This is a genomic window from Streptosporangium heterodermiicola (assembly GCF_051390675.1).
Classification (GTDB): Bacteria; Actinomycetota; Actinomycetes; order Streptosporangiales; family Streptosporangiaceae; genus Streptosporangium.
In genome coordinates this window covers 553,404-577,505 of the sequence record NZ_JBPJSR010000003.1, presented here as the reverse complement: position 1 = coordinate 577,505, position 24,102 = coordinate 553,404, and the positions used below count along the sequence as shown (strand labels likewise).

Below are 24,102 nucleotides of genomic sequence, written 5' to 3'. Positions count from 1 at the left end.
GACGCGCACTATTACGGATTCGCGGTGAGGTCCACGCGCCAGTCGTTGCACCGGATGGGGTTTCCCTGCGGGTACTCGAAGTCGCACTCGGCGACGAACTGGAACCCGGCCTTCCGGCAGATCGCGTTCGACGCGGGGTGGCCGACGGAAGGGTACGCGTGAAGGTAGCGGTGGCTGCGCTCCGCCCTCGCCCTGGCGATGACGTCGAGGGCCGCCGCGACCGCTATGCCCCTGCCCTGGAACTCCGGCAGGACGCCCCAGCCGGTCTCGTACACGGTCTTGCCCTGCCAGTCGCGTTCCCAGTATCCGATGATGCCCACCCGCTGGAGCCCGGGGAGCAGGACGACGCTGAACATGTGACCGGTTCCCTTGCCGGCGATGTCGACGTATCTGCTGTGCCGGTCGAGGATTTTCTCCTCGGTCTCCGGGCCTCCCAGGTGTTCGGTCATCTCCGGCGCGTTGATGCGACGCAGCAGGTCGAGATCGGTCTCCGCCCACGGGTCGAGCCGTACCGGCGGCGCCTCTCCCTGTCCTGACCTCTCCGACGTCTCTGGCAGCTCTGACATCTCTCTCACTTCACCTTCGGCCGCTCGTGTTCGGAAGCACGGAGATTCTGCCAGGAGGCACCGACAATCGGTCCCGGCGTGTGCCCGGCGGGCGGTGGGATCGGGGCTCCGGCCCGGCCGGGCCGTTCATCGGATCCCGCCCGGAACCCATGAACGGCCCGTTCCCGGGCACAAGGCTGTGACGCCGTGTCCGGTCCCGCCGGTCGTTGACAACCGGCAGGGTGGTTGGCGACGGTGAACTACCGCGATCGGGCCATCACGAGATCGGGCCATGACGGGAGGGGCGAGAGCTTGGGCGACGTCGAGCGAGAAGACCCGGCATCCACCCCCAGGCAGGTCAGGGCCCTTTTCCAGAGGGCGGGCCGCCTCCGGTCCCACGCGCGCACGCTGCTCGCCGACGACACGCGGGCACGTGCCGAGGTCCGGCGGGCGCTGTCCTCCATACGCACGCGCCTGGCACGCGAGGAGCTGGGGTCGATTCCCCTGACGCGCCTGAAGGACGTCACCGTGGGGCGGCTGCGGATCAAGGCCCTCGAACAGGCCGGTTACCAGACGATCCTCGACATCCTGGACACCACGCCGTACGAGCTCCAGCTGCTGCCCGGGGTCGGGGTGTGGAACGCGAGACAGGCGCACGCCGCCGCCGGGCAGATCGCCGCGGCGGTGGAGGAGACGGTGGCGCTGCGGATCGACGTCGACCAGCAGGACGACGAGAACACGGCCCTGCTGATCGCGCTGAACCGGCTGGTGAACGCCGGCCCCGAACTGCCGCGCGCGAGCGGCGCCGCGCGGAGGATCGAGGAGAGGCTGGCCTCGCTCCTGCCCGTCGCGCAACCGGCGCGCGGGTGGTTGCGGATGCTGCTCGCGGGCCAGGGAGGTCGTCGCCGCGCGCAGGAGGCCGTCGCGCGGATCGAGGACGTGATCGCGGAGGCGAACGCGTCCGACACGGCGCTGCTCTTCGGCCAGGCCTCCGTGGACCTGCTGCGCCCGCCGGTCTCCGGCATCGAGGCGTGGGTCGACTTCGAGCTCCGCGCGTCCGAGTACTACAACCTGCTCGCCGAGATCGCGGCCACCGAACCCGACCGCGTCGCCTCGGAGGGCTTCCTGCCCGACGACATCTCCTCGCGGGTCAAGGCGCAGGACCTCGACGACACCCACCGCCGGGTCTCCCTGCGCGGCTACCAGTCGTTCGGCGCCCGTTTCGCCCTCGCCCAGCGCCGGGTGATCCTGGGTGACGAGATGGGTCTGGGCAAGACCGTCGAGGCCATCGCCGCCCTCGCGCACCTGTGGGCGCGCGGCGAGAGACACTTCCTGGTGGCCTGCCCGGCCAGCGTCCAGATCAACTGGGTGCGCGAGGTCGAGACCCGCAGCACGCTGCGGGCCTACTCCCTGCGCGGCGGCGACCGGACCGCGGCCCTGGCGGAATGGGTCCGCACCGGCGGCGTCGCCGTGACCACCATCGACACCCTGCACCGGCTGGAGATCTCCGGCGACGTCACGCTCGGGATGCTCGTGGTCGACGAGGCGCACTACGTCAAGAACCCGGCCGCCCGGCGTTCCCAGGCCGTCGCCCGGTGGTGCGGCCGTACCGACCGGGTGCTCTTCATGACCGGGACCCCGATGGAGAACCGCGTCGAGGAGTTCCGCAACCTGATCGGCTACCTCAGGCCCGATCTGCTCCCGGGCATCCGGAACGGCGACACCGCGGCGCTGGCGACGGTGGCCGGGGCGGGAGCGGGGGCAGGGGCCGCGAGGGCGCAGTCCTTCCGCAGGGCCGTGGCGCCGGTCTACCTGCGCCGCAACCAGGAGGACGTGCTCACCGAGCTGCCCGACCTCGTCCACGTGGACGAGTGGGAGGAGTTCAGCCCGGCGGACCTCGCCGCCTACCGGAAGGCCGTGGCGGGCGGGAACTTCATGGCGATGCGCCGCGCCGCCTACGCCGTGCCGGAGACGTCGGCCAAGCTCCAGCGGCTGCTGGAACTCGTCGACGAGGCTGCGGGCAACGATCTCAAGGTCGTGGTCTTCTCCTACTTCCGCGACGTCGTGACCGCCGTCCACAGGGCTCTCGGGGGCACCGGCGACCCGAGGTCCCCCGGCGGACCCGGTGCCCCCGGTGAACCCGGTGACCCCGGCGGCCGGGTCCACGGGCCGATCTCGGGCGACCTCGACACCGCCCGCCGCCAGCAGGTCATCGACGAGTTCACCGCGGCCCCCGGCCACGCCGTGCTGCTCAGCCAGATCCAGGCCGGTGGGATCGGCGTCAACCTGCAGGCCGCCTCCGTGGTGATCATCTGTGAGCCCCAGGTCAAGCCGACCATGGAGAGCCAGGCCGTGGCCCGCGCCCACCGCATGGGACAGGTCCGCAAGGTCCAGGTGCACCGCATCCTGACGGCCGACAGCGTCGACCAGCGCATGCTCGACATCCTCCGCGGCAAGGTCGGGCTCTTCGACACCTACGCCCGCCGCAGCGACCTGGCCGAGTCAACCCCCGACGCGGTCGACATCTCCGAGCAGACCCTGGCCCGCCAGATCGTCGAGGAGGAGCAGCGACGCCTCGCGACGTCACGGCCGTCGCGCGCCTGAGGGGATCGTCGGCCTTCTGGACGCCGGAACGATCGATCTTCGCGGCACGGAACGAGAATCGTGCGCTTCCGAACGATTTCCACTCACGACATTCGCGATCGTGACGAGGCAGGTATCGCCCCTGTCCAGGGCGGTGACGGCATCCCCCAGGAGGTCAAACCGTCCCGGGTGTCGAGCCGTCCCGGAAGAGCCGTCCCGGAAGCCGAGCCGTCGGATCGAACCGCCTCAGGAGTTGGCGAAGGCCAGCAGGTCGGCGTCGAACTCGTCCTTGTAGGCGCCGACCAGGCCGTGCGGCCTGCCCGGGTAGACCTTCAGGGTGGCGTCCTTGACCAGCTCGGCCGACTTCAGCCCGGCGGCCCCGATGGGCACGATCTGGTCGGCGTCGCCGTGCGCGATGAGGGTCGGGACGTCGAAGCGCCGGAGGTCCTCGGTGAAGTCGGTCTCGGAGAAGGCCTTGACGCAGTCGTACGCCCCCTTGAGGCCCACCTGCATGCTCCAGAGCCAGAAGGCCTCCCTCGCGCCCTCCGACACCTCCGCGCCGGGCCGGTTGAAGCCGTAGAAAGGCATGCTGAGGTCCTTGTAGAACTGCGAGCGGTCGCCCGCGACCCCCGCGCGGATGCCGTCGAACGCCTCGATCGGCAGGCCCTCGGGGTTGGCGTCGGTCTTCAGCATGAGCGGCGGGATCGCGCTCAGCAGGACGGCCTTGGCGACGCGGGAGGTGCCGTGCCGGCCGATGTAGCGGGTCACCTCGCCGCCGCCGGTGGAGTGGCCGACCAGGATCACCTCGCGCAGGTCGAGGGTCTCGATCAGCCGGGCCAGGTCGTCTGCGTAGGTGTCCATGTCGTTGCCGTTCCAGGGCTGGCCTGAACGGCCGTGCCCCCGGCGGTCGTGCGCGACGGCCCGGAAGCCGTTGTCCGCGACCAGCTTCATCTGGTCGTCCCAGGCGTCGGCGTTGAGCGGCCAGCCGTGGCTGAAGACGACCGGCTGCCCGCCGCCCCAGTCCTTGTAGAAGATCTCGGTACCGTCGGCGGTGGTGACGAAGGCCATGGTCAGTTCCTCAAGGTGGTGTGCGAACCGGACATACTCGACGTTAGGTCAGCGGACGACACCCACCACCGGGCAGACGACCGCATCGCGCGAACTTCATACCGCGTTGACGAAATCATGGCTTTATAAGGGGATTTGGCAGCGTCCAAGAGTTTCGCGCGCATCGCCCAGCCCCGAGCGCTCGGGACGTACGCGGAGCAGGCCCCGAGCGCTCGGGACGTACGCGGATTCGCGTACGCCGAAGCCTCGGATGAGCGGATGTCTCGTCACGCCCGCGCGCCCAGACTCGGCGCATGCCCACCATGCTCATCCGTGCCTTCCGCGTGCCCGACCTCCGCGGGAAACTGCTCTTCACGCTGGCGATGATCACGCTGTTCAGGTTCGGGCAGATACTGCCCGCGCCCGGCGTGAACGTGGCCGCGGTGCGGGAGTGCCTGAACGGGGGGACCCGCGGCGGGCTCGTCGACATGCTGCAGCTGTTCAGCGGCGGGGCGATGCTGAAACTGTCGGTGTTCGCCCTCGGGATCATGCCGTACATCACCGCCGGGATCGTGGTCCAGCTGCTCACCGTGATGATCCCGCGCCTGGAGGCGCTCAGGAAGGAGGGACGGCAGGGGCAGGCGAAGATCACGCAGTACACGAGATACCTGACGGTGGCGCTGGCCGTGCTCAACGCCACCACCGTCGTGGCGATGGCCCGCGCGGGCCAGATCTTCCCCAACTGCGACCGGCAGGTGCTGTACGACCAGAGCCTCATGACGATCGTGGTGGTCGTGGTCACCCTGGTGGCCGGGACGTGCGTGGTGATGTGGCTGGGGGAGCTGATCACCGACCGGGGGATCGGCAACGGCATGTCCATCCTGATCTTCACCCAGGTGATCGCCGTGTTCCCCTCCTACATGTCGAACATCTTCCGGCTCAGCCCGTTCGCCCTGGCGACGATGCTGGTCTCCGGCGTCTTCCTGGTGGCCGCGGTCGTGTTCATCGAACAGGCACAGCGACGGATCCCGGTGCAGTACGCCAAGCGGATGGTCGGGCGCAGGATGTACGGCGGAACCTCGACCTACCTCCCCCTGAAGGTCAACCAGGCCGGGATCGTCCCCGTCATCTTCACCTCGTCCCTGCTCTTCCTGCCGCAGCTGGCGATGCAGCTGACGGGCGGCACCGGACCGGTGTCCGCCTGGATCGCGCGCTATCTCGTCTCGGGCGACCACCCGGTCTACATCACGGCGTACCTGCTGCTGATCGTGTCCTTCACCTACTTCTACGTGTCGATCACCTTCAACCCGGAGGAGGTGGCCGACAACATGCGGCGGTTCAACGGGTTCGTCCCCGGCATCCGGCCGGGACGGCCCACCGCGGAGTATCTGCGGTTCGTTCTCTCGCGGCTGACGGCACCGGGAGCGGCCTACCTCGCCACCCTGTCGCTGATCCCGATCATCGCGTTCATGCTGCTGCGCGACCCGGCGACCCAGCAGAACTTCCCGTTCGGCGGGACGAGCGTCCTCATCATGGTCGGGGTGGGACTGGACACGGTGAAGCAGATCGAGGCGCAACTGGACCAGCGTGACTACAGGGGCTTCCTCAGGGGATCGTCACCCCGGACCTGAGCGCGAAGACGACCAGCTGCGCCCGGTCGCGGGCGTGCAGCTTCACCATGGCGCGGCTGACGTGCGTACGGACCGTGTCGGGGCTGATGACCAGCTCCGCGGCGATCTCGTCGTTCGACCGGCCGGTGGCCACCCAGGCGACCATCTCCCGTTCCCTGGGGGTGAGGGTTTCGAGGCCCTCCACCGGGGTGACGTCGTGACGGCCGAACAGCCCGATCACCTTCCTGGTGACGGACGGGGAGAGCAGGGCCTCGCCCGAGGCGACGACCCTGATCGCGCGGGTGAGCTCCTCGGGAGCGCTGTCCTTGAGGACGAACCCGCTGGCCCCGGCCTGGAGGGCGGCGAAGACGTACCGGTCGACCTCGAAGGTGGTGACGACGACCACCCGGGTGGCGTGGAGCTCGGGATCGGCGGCGATGGCCCGCAGCGTGTCGATACCGTCCATGCCGGGCATGCGGATGTCGAGCAGCAGGACGTCGGGACGGGTCTCGCGCAACAGCTTCAGCGCCGCGACGCCGTCGGCGGCCTCCCCGGCGAACTCCAGATCGGGCTCGTGGTCGACGAGCGCCCTCAGCCCCATGCGCACGACGGCCTGGTCATCGGCGAGCGCCACCCGGATCGGCCCCGCCGGAGACGTCACACGGTCCCCAAAGGAAAACGGAGCACGAACGGCTCCAGGGGGAGCCGAAGCACGACCGGAGACGCCAAGCGATCCTCCCGGGCGAAACGGGTCACCACCGGAGACACCACGCGGCCCTTCCGGGCGAAACGGGGCACGATCGGAGACATCACACGGTCCCGTGGGGGAAACGGGCTACGACGCGGAACCCGCCGCCCTCGCGGGGGCCCGCGCCGAAGGTGCCGCCCGCCTCCGTCACCCGTACCCGCATCCCGGCCAGCCCTCGGCCCTCGGCGGCCGTTCCCGAGGGACCGCTCCCCCTGTCGGCGACCTCCAGGACGAACGCGTGCGGGTCGCCGGTGACGCGGACCAGCGCCCTGGTCGGACCGGCGTGGCGCAGGACGTTGGTCAGCGACTCGCGTACGACGCCGTAGACCACGCCTTCGAGGTGCGCGGGAACATCCGGCGCGACCGGCTCGACGTCGACGGGCAGCCCCGCCGCGCGCACCCCGTCGATCAGCCGGGGCAGGTCGTGATCGGCAGGAGCCCTGGGGTCGATGAGGTCGAGCGCGGAGCGGAGCCGGTCGAGCGCCTGCACGCTGGTCGAGCGGATCGCCTCCAGTGACTCGCGGACCTGGTCGGGCCGCTCGTCGAACACGAGCAGGGCGATCCCGGCCTGCATGGCGATGGTCGCGAGGCCGTGCCCCGCGACGTCGTGCACCTCCCCCGCGATGCGCGCCCGCTCCAGGGCGATCAGCTCCCGCGCCGTCTCACCCGCCGGTCCGGACTCACCGACCGGCTCGGTCCGTGTCGCGGTCTCCGCGTCCGTCGCCGTGTCCGTCGCCGTGTCCGTCGCCGTGTCCGTCGCCGTGTCCGTCGCCGACACCGTCACCGATGGTCGCGCCGGCTTCACGAGCAGCGCCGGACGGGCCGGTGCCGCGTTCAGACTCCAGCTCGCCGGGACGTCCGTACCCGAGACCCCGCCGCCGGAAAGTGGCGCGAGGAGAGTGGAGGGGAGAGCGGTGCCCGAGGCCGTGGCGCCCGCGCGCCCGTCCTGGGGCTGGGTGGTCGCGCTGCGCGCGTGGACGAGACCGCTGGACGGCCACGGGATGGCGAGCCAGCCCACCCACGCCAGCATGAGGATGACCGGCAGGTCACGCAGGCGGCCCAGGCGTCCCAGGCGGGAAAGCGCCATCGCGGCCGCCGCGATGGAGTCGCGCGGACGGCCGTCCGGATGCCTGGACTCGGTCACCGTCCTCCATCGGAACAGACTCGTGTGAACCGATCCTAGCCAGTACGCGGCGACCCCGCCCCGGCCCGGAAACCTCGGAAGCCCAGAAAACTCAGGAAACCCCGAACCCGAGGAACCCGGGGGAACGCCCCGGTCGCCTACCGACGGTCGCGCAGGGATTCCAGGATGCGTGACAGCGCCTCGGTGACGGCCGGAAGGTCGCCGGGGTCCGTGGAGCGGGCCAGCCACAGGGCCGCCTCGTTCATCGCGCCGGACAGGAGGTGGGCGAGCGGCTCCACCGGCTGGCGCGCGACGATCCCCGTCTCGACCAGCGTGACAAGCGCCTCGGTGAGGTGCCGCGCCGAGGACGCCTCGTCCATGGCCCGCCACTCGTTCCAGCCGAGCACGGCGGGGCCGTCGACGAGCATGATCCGCTGCACGTCGGGGTCGCGGCTCACCGCGAGGAAGGCCCGGCAGCCCGCGACCAGCTGCTCCCACGGGTCGTCGTGCGCGTCCGCCGCCGCGGCGACCCGCTCACCGACCTCCTGCTGCACCTGTTCGACGACCACGTGGAAGAGGGCGGCCTTGCTCTCGAAGTGGTGGTAGAGCGCGCCCTTCGTGACGGCCGCGGCCCCGACGATCTGCGCGAGGCTCACCGCGGCGTACCCGTGCCGCGCGAACAGCGTCCTGGCCTCGGTCACCAGCGCCCGTCTGGTCTCCAGCCGTTGCCGTGCCCGGTCCACCGCGCCCTCCCTTGTTGGCATACCGATGGTATGTTAGCTTCACATACCGACGGTATGTGAATTCGCCGAAAGGGCCGAAAGGAGAGGGCATGACCCTCACGAGCTTCTATCCGGTCGTCTGCACCGATCGGATCGCCGAGTCCCACGACTTCTACCGGCGGTTCCTCGGCTTCGAGACGACGTTCGAGACCGACTGGTACGTGAGCCTGCGACGGCCCGAGCCGCCGCACTACGAGCTCGCGCTCGTCGACAGCGGCCATCCGACGGTGCCGGAGAAATATCGTTCGGCGGTGCGGGGGCTGATCCTCAACTTCGAGGTGGCCGACGTCGACGCCGAGCACGACAGGCTCGTACGGGAGGCGAGGCTCCCGGTGGAGCTGACGCTGCGCACCGAGGAGTTCGGGCAGCGGCACTTCATCGTGGCCGCGCCCGACGGCGTGCTCATCGACGTGATCACCCCGACCGAGCCGTCCGCCGCCTACGCCGAGCAGTACGCGGCCCCCTGACCCGGGCGGCCGGGCGAGTCCTAGGACCCGCCCGGCGCGGACTCCCTCACCGGAGACCTGGCCAGCCGTCTGCCGAGCTGTTGTGCGGGGGCCTCAAGCAGGCGGTGGGTCAGGTAGCAGAGCGGCACCAGGGCGAGGAAGAACAGCGGGAGGTTCGGGCTGATCCGCAGCAGGAGCGGGTGCAGCAGATAGAGGGAGAAGCTGATCACCCCGAGGTGGGCGAGCCACCGGGGGAACGACCTGCGCCGCAGCCCGAACCCGGCCGCGAAGAAACCCGCGGCCAGCAGGATCGCCGGAGCCCAGCCGGGGTCGTCCTTGGCGAGGACCCCGCAGGCCAGGACCGTCAGCACGGCGGCGACGGCGGTACGCCACCGGATGGTCCCCTGCTCGGCGCGGTACACGGCCGTACCGGCGAACATCATGGCCAGGATGATCAGGCCCTGCCACGCGCCGATCCGGCTGCCCAGGATCACCAGCGCCAGCCCGAGAAGCCCGCCCGCCACCGCGGCGGCCGTACGCGTCCCGCCCCCCGCCCGCGCCGACACCACGACGACCACGACCACCGCGACCCCGAGAAGCGCCGCGACCAGGTCGGCCCGGCCACCGATGACCGGCCCCGGCAGCAGGAGGCCCAGGAGTACGGCCGACAGCGCCAGGACGACCGCGGTCGCGGCCGACCGGTGCGCCCGCCCCGTGGCGAACAGCCCGACCGCCAGCAGGTAGAACGCCATCTCGTACGAGAGCGTCCACATCACGTCGATGACGGCGGGCACGCCGAGCAACTCCTGCAGCATCGTCACGTTCCCGAGGACGACCAGGGGCAGGGGCCGCACGCTCAGGCCCGGGTGGAGGACGAACGCCCCGGCGTACGCGAGAAGGAGCGCCAGGCCGAGCGCGGCGAGCAGCAGGGGGAGGAGGCGGAAGGCGCGGCCGATCCAGAAGGCCCGCAGGTCACCGCGCCGCTCCAGGGAGGCGGGGATGATGTAACCGCTGACCAGGAAGAACACGAAGACGCCCCAGGTGCCGACGTCGATCCTGCCGTCCACCTCGGCCCAGAGATCGGGGACGAAGGTCCAGCCGGAGTGGTGCAGCGCGACGGCGAGCGCGGCGGGTCCGCGCAGGGCGTCCAACCAGGCCAGCCGCGAGGGGATCGGGGCCATTCGCCCGACTTTAGGCGATGGTCATCGTTTCCCGGACATCACCTTGTCCGCGAGCCCCACCGGACCGGACTCACCGGGCGACGTCCTCAGCGAACCGGGTCGGAGGGATTGGCCCTGGCGACGAAGAGCGGGTCGACCGGGGTGAAGGGGAACCGGGGGAGGTCGCGCTCGGGCATGCCGAAGCTCGCGGCGAGGACCTCGCGGGAGAACGCCGACGCGGTGGCCCGGTAACCGATGTCGGCGGGCATCGCCTGGTCGAAGAAGATGAGGAAGTGGATCTCGTCCTCGCCGATGACCTCGATGTGGTGCGGGAAGGCGCTTGGCACGAAGTAGACGTCACCGGGGCCGAGCAGGTACTCGTCGAGGGTGCCGTCGGGGTCCAGCACCCGCATGCGGGCGTGCCCCTTCTCGACGTACCCCATCTCGCCGGTGACGGGATGCCAGTGCGGTTCGCGCATCCCGCTCTCCTTGACGCGCAGGGAGTACATGGAGATGTCCTCCAGGGCGGCCCAGTACTGCTTGCGGGCGAGGCGGGCGTCGCCGTAGGCGTACGACAGCGGCGGGTGCTGGCCCTCGATGTCGAACAGGTGGGCGTTGGGCAGCCCAGCCGTGGACGGGACGTCGGCGGCGCCGGTGCGGCGGACGATCTGCTGGGCCGGAGCCCGGTCGAAGGCGGCGAACGCCGAGGCGGGCAGGTCGTAGGTGTTGCCGAGCACCGCGTCGGTCATGGCGCTGAAACTGTCGCGCAGCGAGAAGTGCCGGGGACGTTCGTCGCGCAGCGCCAGAATGAACTCGGCGCGGTCGTCACCGACGTTCTCAAGGTGGTAAACCGCGCCGGACTCGACGTGGTACATCTGACCCGCGGCGACGACGAACGAGGAGAAGACGTCGGCGTTCCCGAGGATCGACACCAGGACCGTGCCGGAAAGGCAGTAGCCGATCTGGTTGGCGTTGACGTTCCACTGCGGCTCGCGGATCGCGCCGGGTTCGAGGGCCACGTGCTTGATCGAGAGCCCGCTGAGGATCGGCAGGGCGGTGGCGTCGACCAGGGTGACCGACCCGAGCTCGCTCTCGAACGCGGGTGACGCGTTCGCCAGGGATGTGACGTGCGGTGAGGTGCCGGTCATGACTTCTCCTTCGTCGCCGCGACCCGCGCGATCGCGGTCGAAGAACGTACGCCGCCTTCACAGTCTGGATCCGCCGGTGATGTACGCCTGTTTCTGCAGGTTAAGCAGCAGGTGCCCGCTGTGACGGGTCCTGCTACGGCGTGTCGCCGACATCGCTCACACATCTGGGAGTCGCTTGAGCTCACGTTCGTCGACCGGTTCTCGGAGTGCCTCGGGCGCCGCCTCGTCCACATCGAGTCTCGCTAGTGCGGTGACCGCCCAGGTTCACCGGGCAACTCGGTGCCGGGCGCGCTGCGCGGCGATGCGTCACGAGGTGCTTCCTCCGGAACCGCCCGCCGGTAGCGGTCGGCCAGCACGCGGATCACCGCGACGAGTTCGGGCGGCTCGGTGACCTCGAAGTCGGCATCGAGCATGCCGAGGTATCCGGCCAGCATCTGCGGTGTGTCGCTCGACTACCCCGGGATCGCCGTACGCGCGGCGTGACCTCCCCAAGCATGGCGGCCCGGGAGGAGAACGCTCCCGGGCCGCCGCGCCGTTTCAGCCGCCGGGCGGGTGACCTGCGCTCAGGCCGAGCGCGATCTGCACCTGGCGGACCAGCACCGTGACCAGCCGTTCGGGTGAGGCTCGGATGATCATGCATTTGACGCCCGCCTTCACCTCCCGGTCGGTGAGCGGCCGACGCCGCAGGGCGGTCCAGCGGCGCAGGAGGGGGTCGTGGACGATGTGCCACTCGGGGAAGGTCTGTTCAAGCGCGGCGCGCTGGCGTTCCTCGGGCGCGCCCACGATGACGGCGACCTGGGCCGCTCTCATGGCGATCATCCCGGCACGCTCCCGTACGGACGGCCCGGCACGCTTCGGTACGGATGAGGTGAGCGACGGGGTACGGGGTTCAGGCTTTCGCGATACTGCCCGGAGGGGCGGGGTCGGCGCCCGCTCACGGCGTCACCCGCGTCACCCGCGTCACCCGCGCCGCCGGTGTCGCCCGCCCGGACGCCTCCCGGGCGATGGCCTCGTGCCGATCGACCTCGGCCCGCAGATCGTCGAGGGTGTCGGCGTCGACCGTACGATCCGCGCCCGCGTCCGACTCGGCGTCGGTGAACGGCACGACGCGGGAGGCCCACAGCCGCCCCCTGTCGCTGAGAATCACCCGCCAACCGGGAATGACCGGTTTGGGCGTTGTAGATCTAGCATCTTCCATGGATCGGACCTCCGCAGTCCGCTCTAGGACCCGTCCGGACGTGTGCAGCGTCGGGCGGGTCCGCCTTATGAGGTGGGGAAGAGGAATCTGGTCCGCGCCGTACGGCTCGGGCGGTCGAGGCGTCGACGGAGCGGCCTTGGCCTCGTCAGGACCACAGGCGACCAAGCGCGCACTGCCGGAAGCGGGACGTCGGCGGTCGTCGCGCCGAGGTGGCGCGAAGGCGGCGGGCCGCGATCCCCGGGGCCGGAAGGGCCGAGCCCCCCGCCGGGGCAGCGGCGTCGGCGCGTCGGGAACGGAAGTCGGCTCGGCACGCCGCTGGGCGGGCACCAGCGGGATCACCTCGGCGGGAGCCACGACGGCGGGCGGCTCGAAACCGGGCATGCGATCCGGCCCGGTACGACGCCGAGCCTCCAGGCGCGCGGCGATCAGCTCGCCCGACGGCTGCTCGTACTCGTGATCGGCGATGTGACCTGGGCAGCCGTGGGCGTAGGGCGCGTGCCCGCAGTCGGCACAGCCCATCGGCATCGGCGGGCTGTCGGCGAAGCAGCCGCAGCCGCTCACCATGGTCCGGTCGATAACCGGAGCACTAGGGTTGTTCACGGATCGGGACTCACTTCCTGATCAAGAGCCCGGTACGGCGTTGCGAGCGCCTGCCGGGCTCGTCCCATCTAGGGCGAAATAGCTAAAAGGGTGCGTTATAGCTGGTCAACGAATAGTGCTAGCTCTATCGAAGGGTGGGGCTAGTCTTCTGTCAATAGAGGTGGCACTATTCGTTAAGATCAGGTCCTGCAGAGGGGGCGCCAGCCTTGTTCGGCGACCGAGGTGAGGAGTCGTATGAGCATCGGATACCGCGAGTTGGCCAGCGTGCTGCGCTCTCGCATCGAGGACGGCACGTACCCACGGGACGCGACCGGCACCTTGCCCAAGCACCAGGAACTCGCGGATGAGTTCACCGTCAACGTCAAGACGATCCGCCAAGCGGTCCGCCTTCTCGAAGCCGAGGGTCTCGTCACGGTGGTACGGCGTAGGGGGACGGTGATTCGCCGCCAGCCCGCGATGAAACGACTGGGTGCGGAGCGGTACGCCAAGAGCAAGTGGAAGTTCGGCCTCGTAGCTTTCGCGGCGGACAGGGAAGCCTCAGGACGCGCCTGGGCACCCGGTGATCAGAGCAATCGTGTTCGTCTGGTGGAGGCGGATCCCGAGGTCGCCGCCGCACTCGGACTGCCTGTCGGAGCACCCGTTTACGAGCGAGCGCGCTTGGTGAGAGAAGAAGGCGTACCCACACACGCACTTACCAGCTTCTATCGCCCTGACCACGTGGAAGGCACTCCTCTGGTCAATCCCGCTCCAGGACCCGCAGGCCATGGCGGAGGCTTCGCGGTACTGACCATCCAGGGCTTCGAGCCGGACGCCATCACCGAGTCCCTTCACGCTCGCATGCCAACACCTGATGAGGCGCGAGAACTACAGCTTCCCGTTGGCGAACCCGTGGTGGTGCTCAGACGCATGACCACCACGCTGGACGGACAGGTTGTGGAATTCGCTCGTGGTGTCCATGCGGCCACGCGCTTCGAGTGGTCTTACAACTTCAAGATCCCAGAATAGGCCGGACATGGAAGCTCTATCTGAAAACATTCTGGAAGATCTCGAAATCTTGTGGGACTACCACAACATGCACCACGAACCACGACGTTCCGATATCGGGATCGGGCTCGGGAGCCATGATTTAGGAGTAGCGGTCTTCGCGGCCGAACTTTTCAAGAAGGAATTTTTCCCACTCATCGTCTTCACCGGCGCCAACGCACCGACGACGATCGAGCGCTTCCCTCGCGGCGAAGCGGTTCACTATCGGGAAGAGGCCGTCAAGCTGGGTGTTCCCGCGGACAGGATCCTTGTCGAGGCGAGAGCGACCAACACGGGACAGAACATCGAGTTCACCCGTACGTTGCTTGCGGATCACGGCATAAGCGTCTCGTCCATCATCCTTGTCTCACGCCCCTACCAGCAGAGACGGGCGTACGCGACCTGCAGGAGGCTGTGGCCCGAGGTGGAGGTCACGTGCGCGTCCGCATCCTTGCCACTGACGGACTATATCGACGCGATCGGGGATGCGAATCGAGTCGCCAATATGATCGTCGGCGACACTCAGCGCATCACCAGGTATGCCGAACTGGGGTTTGCCGTACCGCAAGAAACGCCTGACGAAGTACGGGACGCATACGATCGCCTTGTCCTAGCGGGCTACACGAGCAGGCTGGTATAGCCAGTAAGGCTGTTATCCGCCTTGTGTTTTCAGTGTTACTTCGGGACTCACAAGGATGGCGACCACTTCGCCATCCTTGTGGTGGGTGAAAGGTGTCACGACTTTCTGCGAGAGCCGTGGGGTGGTTCTCCGGCCTCAAGGCGTTCGACGTAGGCGGCGATTCTGCGTTCCCTGGTCTCGGGCTTCTTCGCCTTCTGGATGGTGAGCAGGATCTGGTAGCCGCTGCTCTTGCTGAGGGCGGCGAAGGCGGTCGCCGCGGTGGGGGAGGCGTCGAGGGCCGCTCGCAGGTCGGGGGGGACCTCCGCGGTGCTCGGCGGGGCGTAGGCCGCGTCCCAGCGGCCGTCGGCCTTGGCCAGCTCGATCTGTTCGAGCCCGGCCGGGCGCATCCGGCCGGTGGCGATGAGCTTCTCGACCTTGGCGCAATTGATCTGCGACCAGGGGCTGCGGGCCCGGCGCGGTGAGAAGCGCTGGGCCCACCAGCCCTCCGGCGAGTTTCCCGAGAAGGCCTTGCCGTCGATCCAGCCGTAGCAGAGGGCGACGTCCAGGGCCTGGGACCTGGTGACCGAGGGCACCTCGGTCCCCTTCTTCGGCAGGGCGACCCAGACCTCGCCGGCGGTCAGGTGGTTCGCCTCCAGCCAGGTGTCGAACTCGTCGACCGAGGTGAAGTGCAGGTTCTCGTCCGTCATCGGATACCTCCAGCGTGGAGACCTCCTGCCCCGGCCGAGGCGGGGGACGCCGACGTCTCACCGGCTCCCCCGCCTCGGCCGGGGCCGCTCATCCGAGGTCACGTGTCGCGTTTCGCTTGTTCGTCCGTACATCACCGATGGCCGTCCGGTACGTCACCGGTGATCGTCATGGCTCCCTTCATACCTCCCTGGACGCGTGCTGCGGCACCTTCTCCTCCAGGACCTCGGCGGGCAGGGCCTGCTGCTCGGCGGCGGCCTTGATGCGCTCCAGGGTCATGTGCATGCCGTCGCGCAGCTCCTCGGTGTGCTCCTTGTAGCCGCCGAGCGCCAGGTTGGCGAAGGAGGCGGTGCGCTTGCGCTGCCCGGGGCTCTGCCCGGAGACGTCCCACCGCTCGGTGAGAAGGGTGCCCCCGCCCTCCGGCTCCAGCCGGTAGCTCCAGCGCACGCCGTTGGTCCTGGTGCGGAACGCGAAGGACTTGCCCAGTTCCGCCTCCTCGACCTCGTTGGTGGTGACCCACACGACCCAGCCTCGGCGGTTCACCCCGACGAAGCGCGCCCCGACCCCGCGCCTGCCGCCGATCCAGACGCATCGGCGGCATTCGGGACTCCACCGCCCCATCCGCGTCACGTCGCTGACGAGGTCCCACACCGCCTGGGGGTCGGCGTCGATCCAGATCGACACCTCCTCCGGCTTGTAGCCGTCGGGGCGCTCGTTCGCGGCGGCCTTGGCCTCGGCCTTGGACGCCGCCAGCGCGAGCCGGGCCCCGTCGCGCCGCGCGCGGTCCAGCTCGGCCAGGTAGGGATAGTGGTCCACCTGCATGGTGTGGCGCTTGGAGGTCACGTAGCGCTTGGCGAGCCTCGCCTTGTAACCGGCGATCTCCCGCTGCATCTGCTCCGGCGGGGGCAGCGCGGCCCTGCCCTCCAGCAGGTCGGCCACCCAGTGGGACTGGGCCTCGGACAGCACCGTGGTCGCGCCCAGGGGCTGGAAGAGCCCGACGAAGTACAGGCCGGCGTGGTTGGGGTCGACCACCCGGTGGAACAGGGAGACGTCGTTGTCGGTCGGGGCGATCACCCTCTTGTCCAGAAAAGGGAAGCTGATCTTGTAGCCGGTGCCGTAGATGACCGCGTCGACTGCCTCGCTGCTGCCGTCGGTGAAGTGCACCGTGTCGCCGTCGAAGCGGGTGATGTTCGGCTTGACGGTGATGTCGCCGTGGCCGAGGCGGGCCAGCAGGGTCTCGGAGACCGTCGGGTGGGAGTTGAACAGCTTGTGGCCCGGCGCCGGCAGCCCGTAGTCGGTGACCTTGCCCACCGTCAGGCGCAGCAGGCCCGACATGACCCACCGCTGCGCCTCCCTCGGCAGCACCCTGGTCAGAAAAGGGCTGATGAGATCGTCGCTGGGCTTGCCGAACATGAACTTGGGAAAGACGTATCCCCCGCGGCGCATGGCCATGAACGTACGGTCGGAGACGGCGGAGGTCTCCACCGCGATGTCCGACGCCGAGTTGCCGAGGCCGAGCACGAGCACCCGCTTGCCGGCGTACTCGTCGGGGACCTTGTAGTAGTGCGAGTGGATCTGGCTGCCGGTGAAGGTGTCCACACCGGGAAAGGGCGGCTCGGGGTAGCGGGGGATCGAGTGGTGGCCGTTGGCCACCACCACCGCGCGGTAGTGACGGCTGGTCTCGGCACCGGTGTCGCGGTGGCGCACGGTCACGGTCCAGCCCTCGCCGTCGGCCGGCTCCACGCGGGTGACCTCGGTACGGAAGACGATCGCGTCACGAAAGCCGAAGTGGTCGACGAAGTCGTCAAAATAACGTGCCATCTGGAAGTGGGTGGGATAGGCCGGATAGTCGTCGGGCATGGGATAACTACGGTATTCCGTCAGGTTCCGCGAGGTGTTGATGTGCAGCGACCGGTAGCCCGAGGAAAGGCCGTTGTCGTTGAGATAGCGCCAGTTGCCGCCAACCTGGGAGCCGGCTTCATAACAGTCGAAGGCGATGCCCCTCTCGTGCAAAACCTGACAGGCGGCAATCCCCGACGAGCCCGCGCCGATAATGCAGACGTCCTCCATAATTGTTACCTCCTCATGATCGGTTTCGCGACGCCGGTAGACCCGGAGGGAAAGAGGCACGCTCTGGGCCTCCCGTTTCCCCTTCGTTCCATCCGACTACGTTTACCTGCCATTAAGTTATGCCGGTAACACCTTTAGGGACAACGAGCGCGCCATAAGGATTGCTTATTGCGCGGAGTAAGAATTTCTTATTGAACTCGGAAACTCCCTGCTCATCCTGGGTAGTGAATCCGGATCGCCACGGGTCTTAATCGGTACGAAAGCCACCCCTTATTGGAACGTCATTGTCTGCCCGTCACGGCGGTCGTAGCCTCGTGCCCGGAACATCATTTCCCGTCACCGCGGTCATGGTGTCGCGAGGTCGAGATCGAGATCATCCCCGCCCGCCCCCCCGTACGGCAGAAAGGAAGAAACGATGCCCACCACTTACCCCGAGGCCGAACTGGAAGTGCGTTACAGCGAGCCGGGGGTGGAGCCCACCTCGTGGCGGGACACCCTGGACATGCTGGAGACGGCCGAGCTGTTCTGGCTGACGACCGTCCGCGCCGACGGCCGCCCCCACGTGACACCGGTGGTCGCGGTGTGGCACGAGGACGCCGTGTACTTCACCACCGCCTCGATCGAGCAGAAGATGCGCAACCTGGAGCACAGCGGAAAGGTCGCGGTGACGACGGGGAACAACCTCTGGACCAAGGGGCTCGACGTCGTCGTCGAGGGCATGGCCACCGAGATCACCGCTCCCGAGGCCCTGCCGGGGATCGTCGAGGCGTTCGACGCGAAGTACGGCGCCCACAACAGCTGGAGCCTGGAGCTCGTCGACGACGTCGCCCAGGTCGCGGGCCATCCCGCGGTCGTGTTCCGCATCGAGCCCGTCAAGGTGTTCGCGTTCGGGAAGGAGCCGCCCGCGCAGACCCGCTACCGGTTCGCCGGGACCACGGCCTCGTCCTGACGGCGGTCGCTCCGCGACGGCGTCCTCGTCACCGGCCTGACAGCGAGGGGCGCAGGACGTCGGCGAGCGCGGTGCCGAAGTCGGCGTGCCGGAACGTGAATCCCGCGTCGCACAGCACCCGCGGGACCACGCGCAGGCTGATGAGCGCCAGCTCGTCGGCCGCCTCGCCGAGCACGGCCCGGACCACCGCCTTCGGCACGGGCAGGAGCACGGGCCGGCGGAGTGCCCGGCCGAGCGCCCTGGTGAACTCGTCGTTGGTCACGGGTTCCGGCGCGCACAGGTTGACCGGTCCCGAGACGTCCGGGTTGTCCAGGAGGAAACGGATGGCGGCGATCTCGTCCGGCAGGCTGATCCACGCCACGTACTGCCTGCCGTCGCCGAGCCGCCCGCCCAGCCCGAACTGGATCGGTGGCCTGAGCAGGCTGAGCAGGCCGCCGTCGGGCGACAGTACGAGGCCGGTGCGCAGCAGCACGACCCGGCTGCCCGCGTCGCGCGCCACGGCGGTCGCGGCCTCCCAGTCGACGACCATCTCGGCGAGGAAACCGGGGCCCTCGCCCGCCGTCTCGTCGGTGACGACGTCGCCGGTGTTGCCGTAGAAGCTCAGGCTGGACGCGTTGAGCAGGGTGGGGACGCCGTGCTTGGCGACGGCTTCGGCCAGCGTCCTGGCCGGCTCGATGCGGCTGGCGCGGATGTACCGCTTACGCGCCGCGTTCCAGCGGCCCTGGAACGACGCGCCGCACAGGTTGACCACGGCGTCGACGCCGTCGTCGAACGCCTCTCGCGCGATCGTGCCCGACGATGGATCCCACTCGTGCTCGTCCTCCGCCACGGGGTCGCGCCGGACGAGCCTGCGCACCTCGTGACCCGCCTCGCGGAGCTCGGAGACCACTGTTCTGCCGATGAGGCCGGTCGATCCCGCGACGACGATCAGCATGTGATCCACAGTACTTCGCGCGCGTTGTTCCACGTCAAGGCAATGGCGCGTTCCGGCCGGGGAAAGCGGGAAGGGGAAGTCGTAAACCGCCGAGTCAGCCCGGCCGAAAAATGGATCTCCATTGATCGGTTCACGGCGACGTTCTCGTACGGTGTTCCTTTCCCGCTCGTGCGATATTTCCTTCCCGCCGAAGCGAATGCCGGGCTGCGGGTGAAAAAACGTTGCCGTTAAAGTGGGCGAGGTGAAGGGACAACCCGGGAACAAGGCAGCCGCCCCGGGCCGGCTCGCGCTGGTGCAGGACTTCGTCAACAGCGTCAACGTGGAGTTCGGTCCGGACGAGTTCGCCACGGCCGACGGGTTCGTCGGCTGGCTGGCCCGCCACGGATTCGAGGAGGTACGCGCTCCAAGATGCACGCCTACCGCCAGTCCAAGAAACACGTCTGAGAAGCACGTCCGAGCCAGGGGCCCCGGCCGCGGATCTCGCGGGGCACCGGGCCGCCCGCGGGGATAGCCTGATCCACATGGATGAGCGCGACGGAGTGGAGATCATCGCCTTCGCGGACGCCGAGGCGTTCGAGGGCTGGCTCGCCGAGCACCACACGCGCCAGGAGGGCCTGTGGATCAAGCTGGCCAAGAAGAAGACCGGCATTCCGTCGATCACCTCCGACGAGCTGGTCGACGTCGGGCTGTGCTACGGCTGGATCTCCGGGCAGCGGCTTCCCCTCGACGAGCGGTACTACCTGCAGAAGTACGTGCCGCGCCGGCGCAAGAGCCTGTGGTCGCAGGTGAACGTCGACAAGGTCGCGATGCTGACGGCCGCCGGGCGGATGCGCGAACCCGGGCTGGCCGAGGTGCGCAAGGCGCAGGAGGACGGGCGCTGGGCGGTGGCCTACGAGTCGCAGAAGACGGCGACGGTGCCCCCCGACCTCGCGGCGGCGCTCGACGCGAACCCGCAGGCAGGGAAGGCGTTCGAGGCGCTCGACAAGACCGGCCGTTACCTGGTGATCCTGCCGCTGCTCCAGGCGCTCACGCCGGAGAACAGGAAGGCTCGGCTCGACAAAGTCCTGGAAATGCTGGCCAAGAGCGAAAAAAAGGATAAATAAGCCTGCGTAAACCCTGGTCACCGCCCGAACCCATCTGAACCATCCCGAATTCGCCCGAACCCGCCTGAACCCGTCCATCCCTCACCGCATGTCCCTCGTTATCCTCGAAGGTGGCGCCGGCCGCGGCATGAGGGGTGAGATCATGACGGAACGCAAGCCACCGGGGGTCAGCTTCGAGACCTGGATCGACCGGCAGATTCGGGAGGCCGCCGAGCGCGGGGAGTTCGACAACCTGCCGGGCACGGGCAAGCCCCTCCCCGGCGAGGGGAAGCCGCACGACGAGATGTGGTGGATCAAGCAGAAGATGCTTGAGGAGAATCTGGCCTTCCCGCTACCGGGGACGCTCGCGCTGCGCAAGGAGGCCGAAGAGGCCGTGGCGGAGGCGATGGGCGCGCGGACGGAGGCCGAGGCCCGGGCGATCGTCGACGGCATGAACGACAGGATCCGCGAGAGCTACGCGAGACCCCTGTCCGGCCCGCCGCTCTTCCAGCCCCTCATCGACGTGGAGAAGACCGTCGCCGACTGGCGGGCCCTTCATCCGGCCGAGGAGAGGCCCGCCCCCGTTCCCGGACCGCCTCGCGAGAGGCGCTCCCTCCTTCCGTTCTTCCGGCGGAAAAGGCGCGGCTGATCTTCCATCCTCCGGACAGTCGCCCCGGCCCTACTCGGCGGACTCCCGGCGGGTGTGGGTCGCGTCGCTGTGGTAGTCGGTGTAGGTGTACGGGTTGTCGAGGAGGGTGGTCTGGGGGATGTCGGGGTTCATCCCTTTCAGCCACTCCGCCTCTCCCATCGTGGTCCGCAGGTGGTCGACGGTCCGCTCGACGTTCCGGCGGGCGGCGGCCAGGTCGACGCCGAGCAGGCGGTGCTCGTGCTTGACGACGCGGCCGTTGACCAGGACGGTGTGCACGTCCCCGCGCTGCGCCTGGAACGCGACGTGGCCGTAGGGGTTGAGCAGCGGGAACGAGACCGGTGAGTGCTCGTTCTTGATCAGGACGATGTCGGCCTTGCGGCCTGCCTCCAGGGCGCCGGGCTCGCCGTCGCGGCCGAGGGCGCGGGCACCGCCACGGGTGGCCCAGTCGACGACCTGGTCGGCGCGCAGGCCGCTGTGCGTGACGGTGTCGCCCTTGGCGTGAGCCTCCAGGTGCTCGCGGGAACGGTCGGCGCCGAGCGTCGTGCGCATGGCGGAGAAGAGGTCGCCGCTCCACCAGACGCTGGTGTCCATCGAGAGCGAGACCGGGATGCCGTGGGCCCGGATGGCCCAGGTGGGCGGGTAGCCCTGGCCCGCGCTCTGCTCGCTCTCCGTGGAGATCGAGATGGAGCCGCCGGTGGCCGCGATGCGGTGGTAGGAGTCCGCGAACCGCGGATCCGCTTCCGCGTGAAAGTTTCACCGCGAGTTGACGGATATGAGGCGACCGCTGACGATCATGTTGCCTCCGGGTCAGGGAGGGGGTGTCGAGTGAACGCCACTATCCGTTGCGAGGTGCACCGATGCCAAGAACACTGTTACGGGCCGCGTCCGCCGTCCTGCTGACGCTGACCGTCCTGAACATCCCCACAGCGCACGCCGACGAGGCCGCCCCGGTCGCGGCGACCGCCCTGAACGTCCCCACGGGGAAGGCGACCGCCCTGAACATCCCCACGGCGCACGCCGGCGAGGCGGCCACCGTCGCGGTGACCGTCAACGCCCGCGCCGCGCTCGCCTCCGTTCCCGAGACCGGCGTCGGCACCAACCATGCGATCTGGGACTCCCGCCTGGGCACCGACGAGACCGCCGACCTGCTCAAGGACGCGGGTACGAAGGTGCTGCGCTATCCCGGCGGCTCGTACTCCGACATCTACCACTGGGCCGACCACACCGCTCCCGGCGGTTACGTCGCTCCCGACACCGACTTCGACACCTTCATGCGCGGCGTGCGGCGCACCGGCGCGCAGCCGATGGTGACCGCCAACTACGGCACCGGCACGGCCGCGGAGGCCGCGGCCTGGGTGCGGCACGCCAACGTCACCAAGGGCTACGGCGTCAAGTACTGGGAGATCGGCAACGAGAACTACGGCAACGGCCACTACGGCGCCGTCTGGGAGGCGGACGACCACCCCGACAAGAGCCCGGCCGAGTACGCGCGCCACGTCGTGGCCTACTCCGACGCGATGAAGGCCGTCGATCCGACCATCAAGATCGGCGCGGTGCTGACCACCCCGGCCAACTGGCCCGACGGGATAGTCGCCGACGGCGACGCCGGGACCTGGAACGACGTCGTCCTGTCGACCGCCGGTTCGAAGATCGACTTCGTGATCCTGCACTGGTACCCCGGCGCCTTCGACAAAGCCGCGCACGTTCCCGACATGATCCACCTCACCCGGCAGCAGATCGCGAGACACGTGGGGGCCGGTTCCGAGCGGATCGGCATCGCGATGACCGAGTTCAACACCGGGTCGAACAGCGGCGGCACGACGACCCAGCCCGGCGCGCTCGCCGCCGCCGACGCCTACTCGACGCTGCTGGCCAACGGGGTGTTCACGGTCGACTGGTGGAACGTCCACAACGGCATCGGCAACGTCACGCAGGTCGAGGGACACACCGACTACGGCGACTTCGGCCTGCTGTCGAGCGGGGTGTGCACGTCCGACGGCAGCGTCTGCGAGCCGTCGGCGAACACGCCCTTCGCGCCGTACTACGCGCTCCAGATGGTGAGCAGGTTCGCCCGCCCCGGTGACCGGTTCGTCCGGGCCGCGACCGGCGAGGCGAAGGTCACCGCGCACGCCGTGCGCCGCCCCAACGGCGACCTGGCCGTCCTGCTGATCAACACCTCGTCCGGCACGTCCTACCCCGTCACGATCGGCTACTCGGGCTTCAGCCCGGCGTCCGGGGCCCCCACCGTGCTGACCCACACCAACGGCGCCACGAGCATCACCACGTCGACGGCGGGCAGCGCGACCGGCCAGACGCTGCCACCGCTCTCGCTGACCACGATCGTCCTGCGTCCCGCCTCCGCCCAGACCGGCCTGCCCGGCACGCCCGGACAGCCGGTGGCCTCCGCCGTGACGGACAGGGCCGCCACCGTCTCCTGGCCCGCCGCCCCCACCGGCGTGCGTCCGATCGCGAAGTACGAGGTCCACCGCCAGAACGGAGCCGTGAGCGAGCAGATCGGCGAGACCACCGGCACCTCTCTCACCGTGGGCAACCTGAAGCCGGGTACGCGTTACACGGTCAACGTGATCGCCCGGGACAGCGGCGGCGGCGTGTCGTCGCCCTCCGCGCCGCTGACGTTCACGACCGGCACGCCCGCCTCCAGCTCGTGCTCGGTACGCCTGACCAAGCAGTCCGACTGGGCCAGCGGCTACGTCGGCGCCATCGACATCACCAACAACGGCGCGCCGGTCAACGGCTGGACCCTGAACTTCGGCTGGCCCAACACCTGGCAGAGCCTGGGCAGCGGCTGGGGCGCGGTCTGGACGCAGAACGGGCAGGACGTCAAGGTCGTCAACGAGCCCGGCAACGGCTCGCTGCCCACGGGCACGACGGCCACGATCGGCTTCGTCGGCAACTACAGCGGCCCGAACACGCTGCCCGCCGTCTTCACCCTCAACGGGACCGTCTGCACGACCAGGTGACGGCGGGCCGGGGCAGGGATCGGCGGGGTGAGCCTCACCCCGCCGATCCCTACCCCGGCGGGGTGAGGCGTGGATCTCCGGCGTTACGCATACTTGGCCT

Annotated in this window: 23 protein-coding genes and 1 pseudogene; 10 read left to right on the top strand and 14 right to left on the bottom strand. The window is 69.2% G+C overall.

Going from position 1 to position 24,102, the window contains the following annotated elements; translation table 11 throughout:
• Positions 1–11: 11 nt before the first annotated feature.
• Positions 12–566 (bottom strand): GNAT family N-acetyltransferase, encoded by a 555-nt coding sequence (locus ACSC1Q_RS09940; protein WP_436758359.1) that lies wholly within the window; start codon positions 564–566, stop codon positions 12–14.
• A gap of 291 nt (positions 567–857) precedes the next feature.
• Here ACSC1Q_RS09940 and ACSC1Q_RS09935 point away from each other — a divergent pair, with 291 nt between their 5' ends.
• A complete protein-coding gene (locus tag ACSC1Q_RS09935) occupies positions 858–3,149 on the top strand; it encodes a DEAD/DEAH box helicase (RefSeq protein ID WP_436758358.1) in 2,292 nt (763 codons plus the stop codon).
• A gap of 225 nt (positions 3,150–3,374) precedes the next feature.
• Here ACSC1Q_RS09935 and ACSC1Q_RS09930 read toward each other — a convergent pair whose 3' ends face one another.
• Positions 3,375–4,196: an alpha/beta fold hydrolase gene (locus ACSC1Q_RS09930; RefSeq protein ID WP_436758357.1), complete on the bottom strand. Its 822-nt coding sequence runs from the start codon at positions 4,194–4,196 to the stop codon at positions 3,375–3,377.
• Positions 4,197–4,489: 293 nt separating this feature from the next.
• On the opposite strand from ACSC1Q_RS09930, the gene secY reads away from it, so the two are divergent.
• A complete protein-coding gene (secY, locus tag ACSC1Q_RS09925) occupies positions 4,490–5,806 on the top strand; it encodes a preprotein translocase subunit SecY (protein ID WP_436758356.1) in 1,317 nt (438 codons plus the stop codon).
• On the opposite strand, the gene ACSC1Q_RS09920 is transcribed toward secY, so the two are convergent.
• The 3 genes from ACSC1Q_RS09920 to ACSC1Q_RS09910 form a co-directional block, all read right to left on the bottom strand.
• Positions 5,781–6,446: a response regulator gene (locus ACSC1Q_RS09920; protein WP_436758355.1), complete on the bottom strand. Its 666-nt coding sequence runs from the start codon at positions 6,444–6,446 to the stop codon at positions 5,781–5,783. The two genes, secY and ACSC1Q_RS09920, sit on opposite strands and share 26 nt — an antisense overlap.
• A gap of 148 nt (positions 6,447–6,594) precedes the next feature.
• Positions 6,595–7,677, bottom strand: coding sequence for a sensor histidine kinase (locus ACSC1Q_RS09915; protein WP_436758354.1), 1,083 nt, complete (start codon positions 7,675–7,677; stop codon positions 6,595–6,597).
• 137 nt (positions 7,678–7,814) lie between these two features.
• Positions 7,815–8,420, bottom strand: a complete 606-nt coding sequence (locus ACSC1Q_RS09910; RefSeq protein WP_436758353.1) for a TetR/AcrR family transcriptional regulator — start codon at positions 8,418–8,420, stop codon at positions 7,815–7,817.
• A 68-nt stretch (positions 8,421–8,488) separates the two neighbouring features.
• On the opposite strand from ACSC1Q_RS09910, the gene ACSC1Q_RS09905 reads away from it, so the two are divergent.
• Complete coding sequence (locus ACSC1Q_RS09905; protein ID WP_436758352.1) at positions 8,489–8,905, top strand: VOC family protein; 417 nt, start codon at positions 8,489–8,491, stop codon at positions 8,903–8,905.
• 20 nt (positions 8,906–8,925) lie between these two features.
• Here the strand turns inward: ACSC1Q_RS09905 and ACSC1Q_RS09900 are convergent, their stop codons facing one another.
• The 5 genes from ACSC1Q_RS09900 to ACSC1Q_RS09880 form a co-directional block, all read right to left on the bottom strand.
• The gene (locus ACSC1Q_RS09900; protein ID WP_436758351.1) at positions 8,926–10,065 is read right to left on the bottom strand and encodes an acyltransferase family protein; all 1,140 of its coding nucleotides are present in this window, start codon (positions 10,063–10,065) and stop codon (positions 8,926–8,928) included.
• A gap of 86 nt (positions 10,066–10,151) precedes the next feature.
• Positions 10,152–11,192, bottom strand: a complete 1,041-nt coding sequence (locus tag ACSC1Q_RS09895) for a cupin domain-containing protein (protein WP_436758350.1) — start codon at positions 11,190–11,192, stop codon at positions 10,152–10,154.
• A 242-nt stretch (positions 11,193–11,434) separates the two neighbouring features.
• Positions 11,435–11,626 (bottom strand): hypothetical protein, encoded by a 192-nt coding sequence (locus ACSC1Q_RS09890; protein ID WP_436758349.1) that lies wholly within the window; start codon positions 11,624–11,626, stop codon positions 11,435–11,437.
• A gap of 103 nt (positions 11,627–11,729) precedes the next feature.
• Positions 11,730–12,011, bottom strand: a complete 282-nt coding sequence (locus ACSC1Q_RS09885) for a hypothetical protein (RefSeq protein WP_436758348.1) — start codon at positions 12,009–12,011, stop codon at positions 11,730–11,732.
• Between the two features lie 115 nt (positions 12,012–12,126).
• The gene (locus ACSC1Q_RS09880) at positions 12,127–12,339 is read right to left on the bottom strand and encodes a hypothetical protein (RefSeq protein WP_436758347.1); all 213 of its coding nucleotides are present in this window, start codon (positions 12,337–12,339) and stop codon (positions 12,127–12,129) included.
• Positions 12,340–13,224: 885 nt separating this feature from the next.
• Between ACSC1Q_RS09880 and ACSC1Q_RS09875 the strand changes: the two genes are divergently transcribed.
• Both ACSC1Q_RS09875 and ACSC1Q_RS09870 read left to right on the top strand, forming a co-directional pair.
• Positions 13,225–13,995: a GntR family transcriptional regulator gene (locus tag ACSC1Q_RS09875; RefSeq protein WP_436758346.1), complete on the top strand. Its 771-nt coding sequence runs from the start codon at positions 13,225–13,227 to the stop codon at positions 13,993–13,995.
• A 7-nt stretch (positions 13,996–14,002) separates the two neighbouring features.
• Positions 14,003–14,653 carry a YdcF family protein gene (locus ACSC1Q_RS09870; protein ID WP_436758345.1) on the top strand — a complete coding sequence of 217 codons (651 nt, stop codon included), beginning with the start codon at positions 14,003–14,005 and terminating at the stop codon, positions 14,651–14,653.
• A gap of 95 nt (positions 14,654–14,748) precedes the next feature.
• Here the strand turns inward: ACSC1Q_RS09870 and ACSC1Q_RS09865 are convergent, their stop codons facing one another.
• On the bottom strand, positions 14,749–15,339 hold the full coding sequence (locus ACSC1Q_RS09865; protein ID WP_436758344.1) for a YdeI/OmpD-associated family protein: 591 nt from the start codon (positions 15,337–15,339) through the stop codon (positions 14,749–14,751).
• Between the two features lie 178 nt (positions 15,340–15,517).
• On the bottom strand, positions 15,518–17,407 hold the full coding sequence (locus ACSC1Q_RS09860; protein ID WP_436758343.1) for an NAD(P)-binding domain-containing protein: 1,890 nt from the start codon (positions 17,405–17,407) through the stop codon (positions 15,518–15,520).
• A gap of 415 nt (positions 17,408–17,822) precedes the next feature.
• On the opposite strand from ACSC1Q_RS09860, the gene ACSC1Q_RS09855 reads away from it, so the two are divergent.
• Positions 17,823–18,356 (top strand): pyridoxamine 5'-phosphate oxidase family protein, encoded by a 534-nt coding sequence (locus tag ACSC1Q_RS09855; protein ID WP_436758342.1) that lies wholly within the window; start codon positions 17,823–17,825, stop codon positions 18,354–18,356.
• Positions 18,357–18,384: 28 nt separating this feature from the next.
• Here ACSC1Q_RS09855 and ACSC1Q_RS09850 read toward each other — a convergent pair whose 3' ends face one another.
• Positions 18,385–19,290, bottom strand: a complete 906-nt coding sequence (locus ACSC1Q_RS09850) for a TIGR01777 family oxidoreductase (protein WP_436758341.1) — start codon at positions 19,288–19,290, stop codon at positions 18,385–18,387.
• Between ACSC1Q_RS09850 and ACSC1Q_RS09845 the strand changes: the two genes are divergently transcribed.
• From ACSC1Q_RS09845 to ACSC1Q_RS09835, 3 genes are all read left to right on the top strand, one after another.
• The gene (locus ACSC1Q_RS09845; RefSeq protein ID WP_436758340.1) at positions 19,291–19,521 is read left to right on the top strand and encodes a hypothetical protein; all 231 of its coding nucleotides are present in this window, start codon (positions 19,291–19,293) and stop codon (positions 19,519–19,521) included. It abuts the gene before it with no gap.
• 290 nt (positions 19,522–19,811) lie between these two features.
• The gene (locus ACSC1Q_RS09840) at positions 19,812–20,393 is read left to right on the top strand and encodes a YdeI/OmpD-associated family protein (RefSeq protein ID WP_436758339.1); all 582 of its coding nucleotides are present in this window, start codon (positions 19,812–19,814) and stop codon (positions 20,391–20,393) included.
• Positions 20,394–20,535: 142 nt separating this feature from the next.
• Complete coding sequence (locus ACSC1Q_RS09835; RefSeq protein WP_436758338.1) at positions 20,536–21,021, top strand: DnaJ family domain-containing protein; 486 nt, start codon at positions 20,536–20,538, stop codon at positions 21,019–21,021.
• Positions 21,022–21,051: 30 nt separating this feature from the next.
• Here the strand turns inward: ACSC1Q_RS09835 and ACSC1Q_RS09830 are convergent.
• Positions 21,052–21,741 (bottom strand): annotated as a pseudogene (locus ACSC1Q_RS09830) (amidohydrolase family protein); the annotation flags it as partial.
• 137 nt (positions 21,742–21,878) lie between these two features.
• Here ACSC1Q_RS09830 and ACSC1Q_RS09825 point away from each other — a divergent pair.
• On the top strand, positions 21,879–24,002 hold the full coding sequence (locus ACSC1Q_RS09825; RefSeq protein ID WP_436758337.1) for a cellulose binding domain-containing protein: 2,124 nt from the start codon (positions 21,879–21,881) through the stop codon (positions 24,000–24,002).
• Positions 24,003–24,102: the final 100 nt, after the last annotated feature.

Coding starts and splice junctions, on each gene's coding strand:
- ACSC1Q_RS09940 (WP_436758359.1), bottom strand. CDS start 566: ATGTCAGAGCTGCCAGAGACGTCGGAGAGGTCAGGACAGGGAGAGGCG.
- ACSC1Q_RS09930 (WP_436758357.1), bottom strand. CDS start 4,196: ATGGCCTTCGTCACCACCGCCGACGGTACCGAGATCTTCTACAAGGAC.
- secY (WP_436758356.1), top strand. CDS start 4,490: ATGCCCACCATGCTCATCCGTGCCTTCCGCGTGCCCGACCTCCGCGGG.
- ACSC1Q_RS09910 (WP_436758353.1), bottom strand. CDS start 8,420: ATGCCAACAAGGGAGGGCGCGGTGGACCGGGCACGGCAACGGCTGGAG.
- ACSC1Q_RS09905 (WP_436758352.1), top strand. CDS start 8,489: ATGACCCTCACGAGCTTCTATCCGGTCGTCTGCACCGATCGGATCGCC.
- ACSC1Q_RS09900 (WP_436758351.1), bottom strand. CDS start 10,065: ATGGCCCCGATCCCCTCGCGGCTGGCCTGGTTGGACGCCCTGCGCGGA.
- ACSC1Q_RS09895 (WP_436758350.1), bottom strand. CDS start 11,192: ATGACCGGCACCTCACCGCACGTCACATCCCTGGCGAACGCGTCACCC.
- ACSC1Q_RS09890 (WP_436758349.1), bottom strand. CDS start 11,626: ATGCTGGCCGGATACCTCGGCATGCTCGATGCCGACTTCGAGGTCACC.
- ACSC1Q_RS09885 (WP_436758348.1), bottom strand. CDS start 12,011: ATGATCGCCATGAGAGCGGCCCAGGTCGCCGTCATCGTGGGCGCGCCC.
- ACSC1Q_RS09875 (WP_436758346.1), top strand. CDS start 13,225: ATGAGCATCGGATACCGCGAGTTGGCCAGCGTGCTGCGCTCTCGCATC.
- ACSC1Q_RS09870 (WP_436758345.1), top strand. CDS start 14,003: ATGGAAGCTCTATCTGAAAACATTCTGGAAGATCTCGAAATCTTGTGG.
- ACSC1Q_RS09865 (WP_436758344.1), bottom strand. CDS start 15,339: ATGACGGACGAGAACCTGCACTTCACCTCGGTCGACGAGTTCGACACC.
- ACSC1Q_RS09860 (WP_436758343.1), bottom strand. CDS start 17,407: ATGGAGGACGTCTGCATTATCGGCGCGGGCTCGTCGGGGATTGCCGCC.
- ACSC1Q_RS09855 (WP_436758342.1), top strand. CDS start 17,823: ATGCCCACCACTTACCCCGAGGCCGAACTGGAAGTGCGTTACAGCGAG.
- ACSC1Q_RS09850 (WP_436758341.1), bottom strand. CDS start 19,290: ATGCTGATCGTCGTCGCGGGATCGACCGGCCTCATCGGCAGAACAGTG.
- ACSC1Q_RS09840 (WP_436758339.1), top strand. CDS start 19,812: ATGGATGAGCGCGACGGAGTGGAGATCATCGCCTTCGCGGACGCCGAG.
- ACSC1Q_RS09835 (WP_436758338.1), top strand. CDS start 20,536: ATGACGGAACGCAAGCCACCGGGGGTCAGCTTCGAGACCTGGATCGAC.
- ACSC1Q_RS09825 (WP_436758337.1), top strand. CDS start 21,879: ATGCCAAGAACACTGTTACGGGCCGCGTCCGCCGTCCTGCTGACGCTG.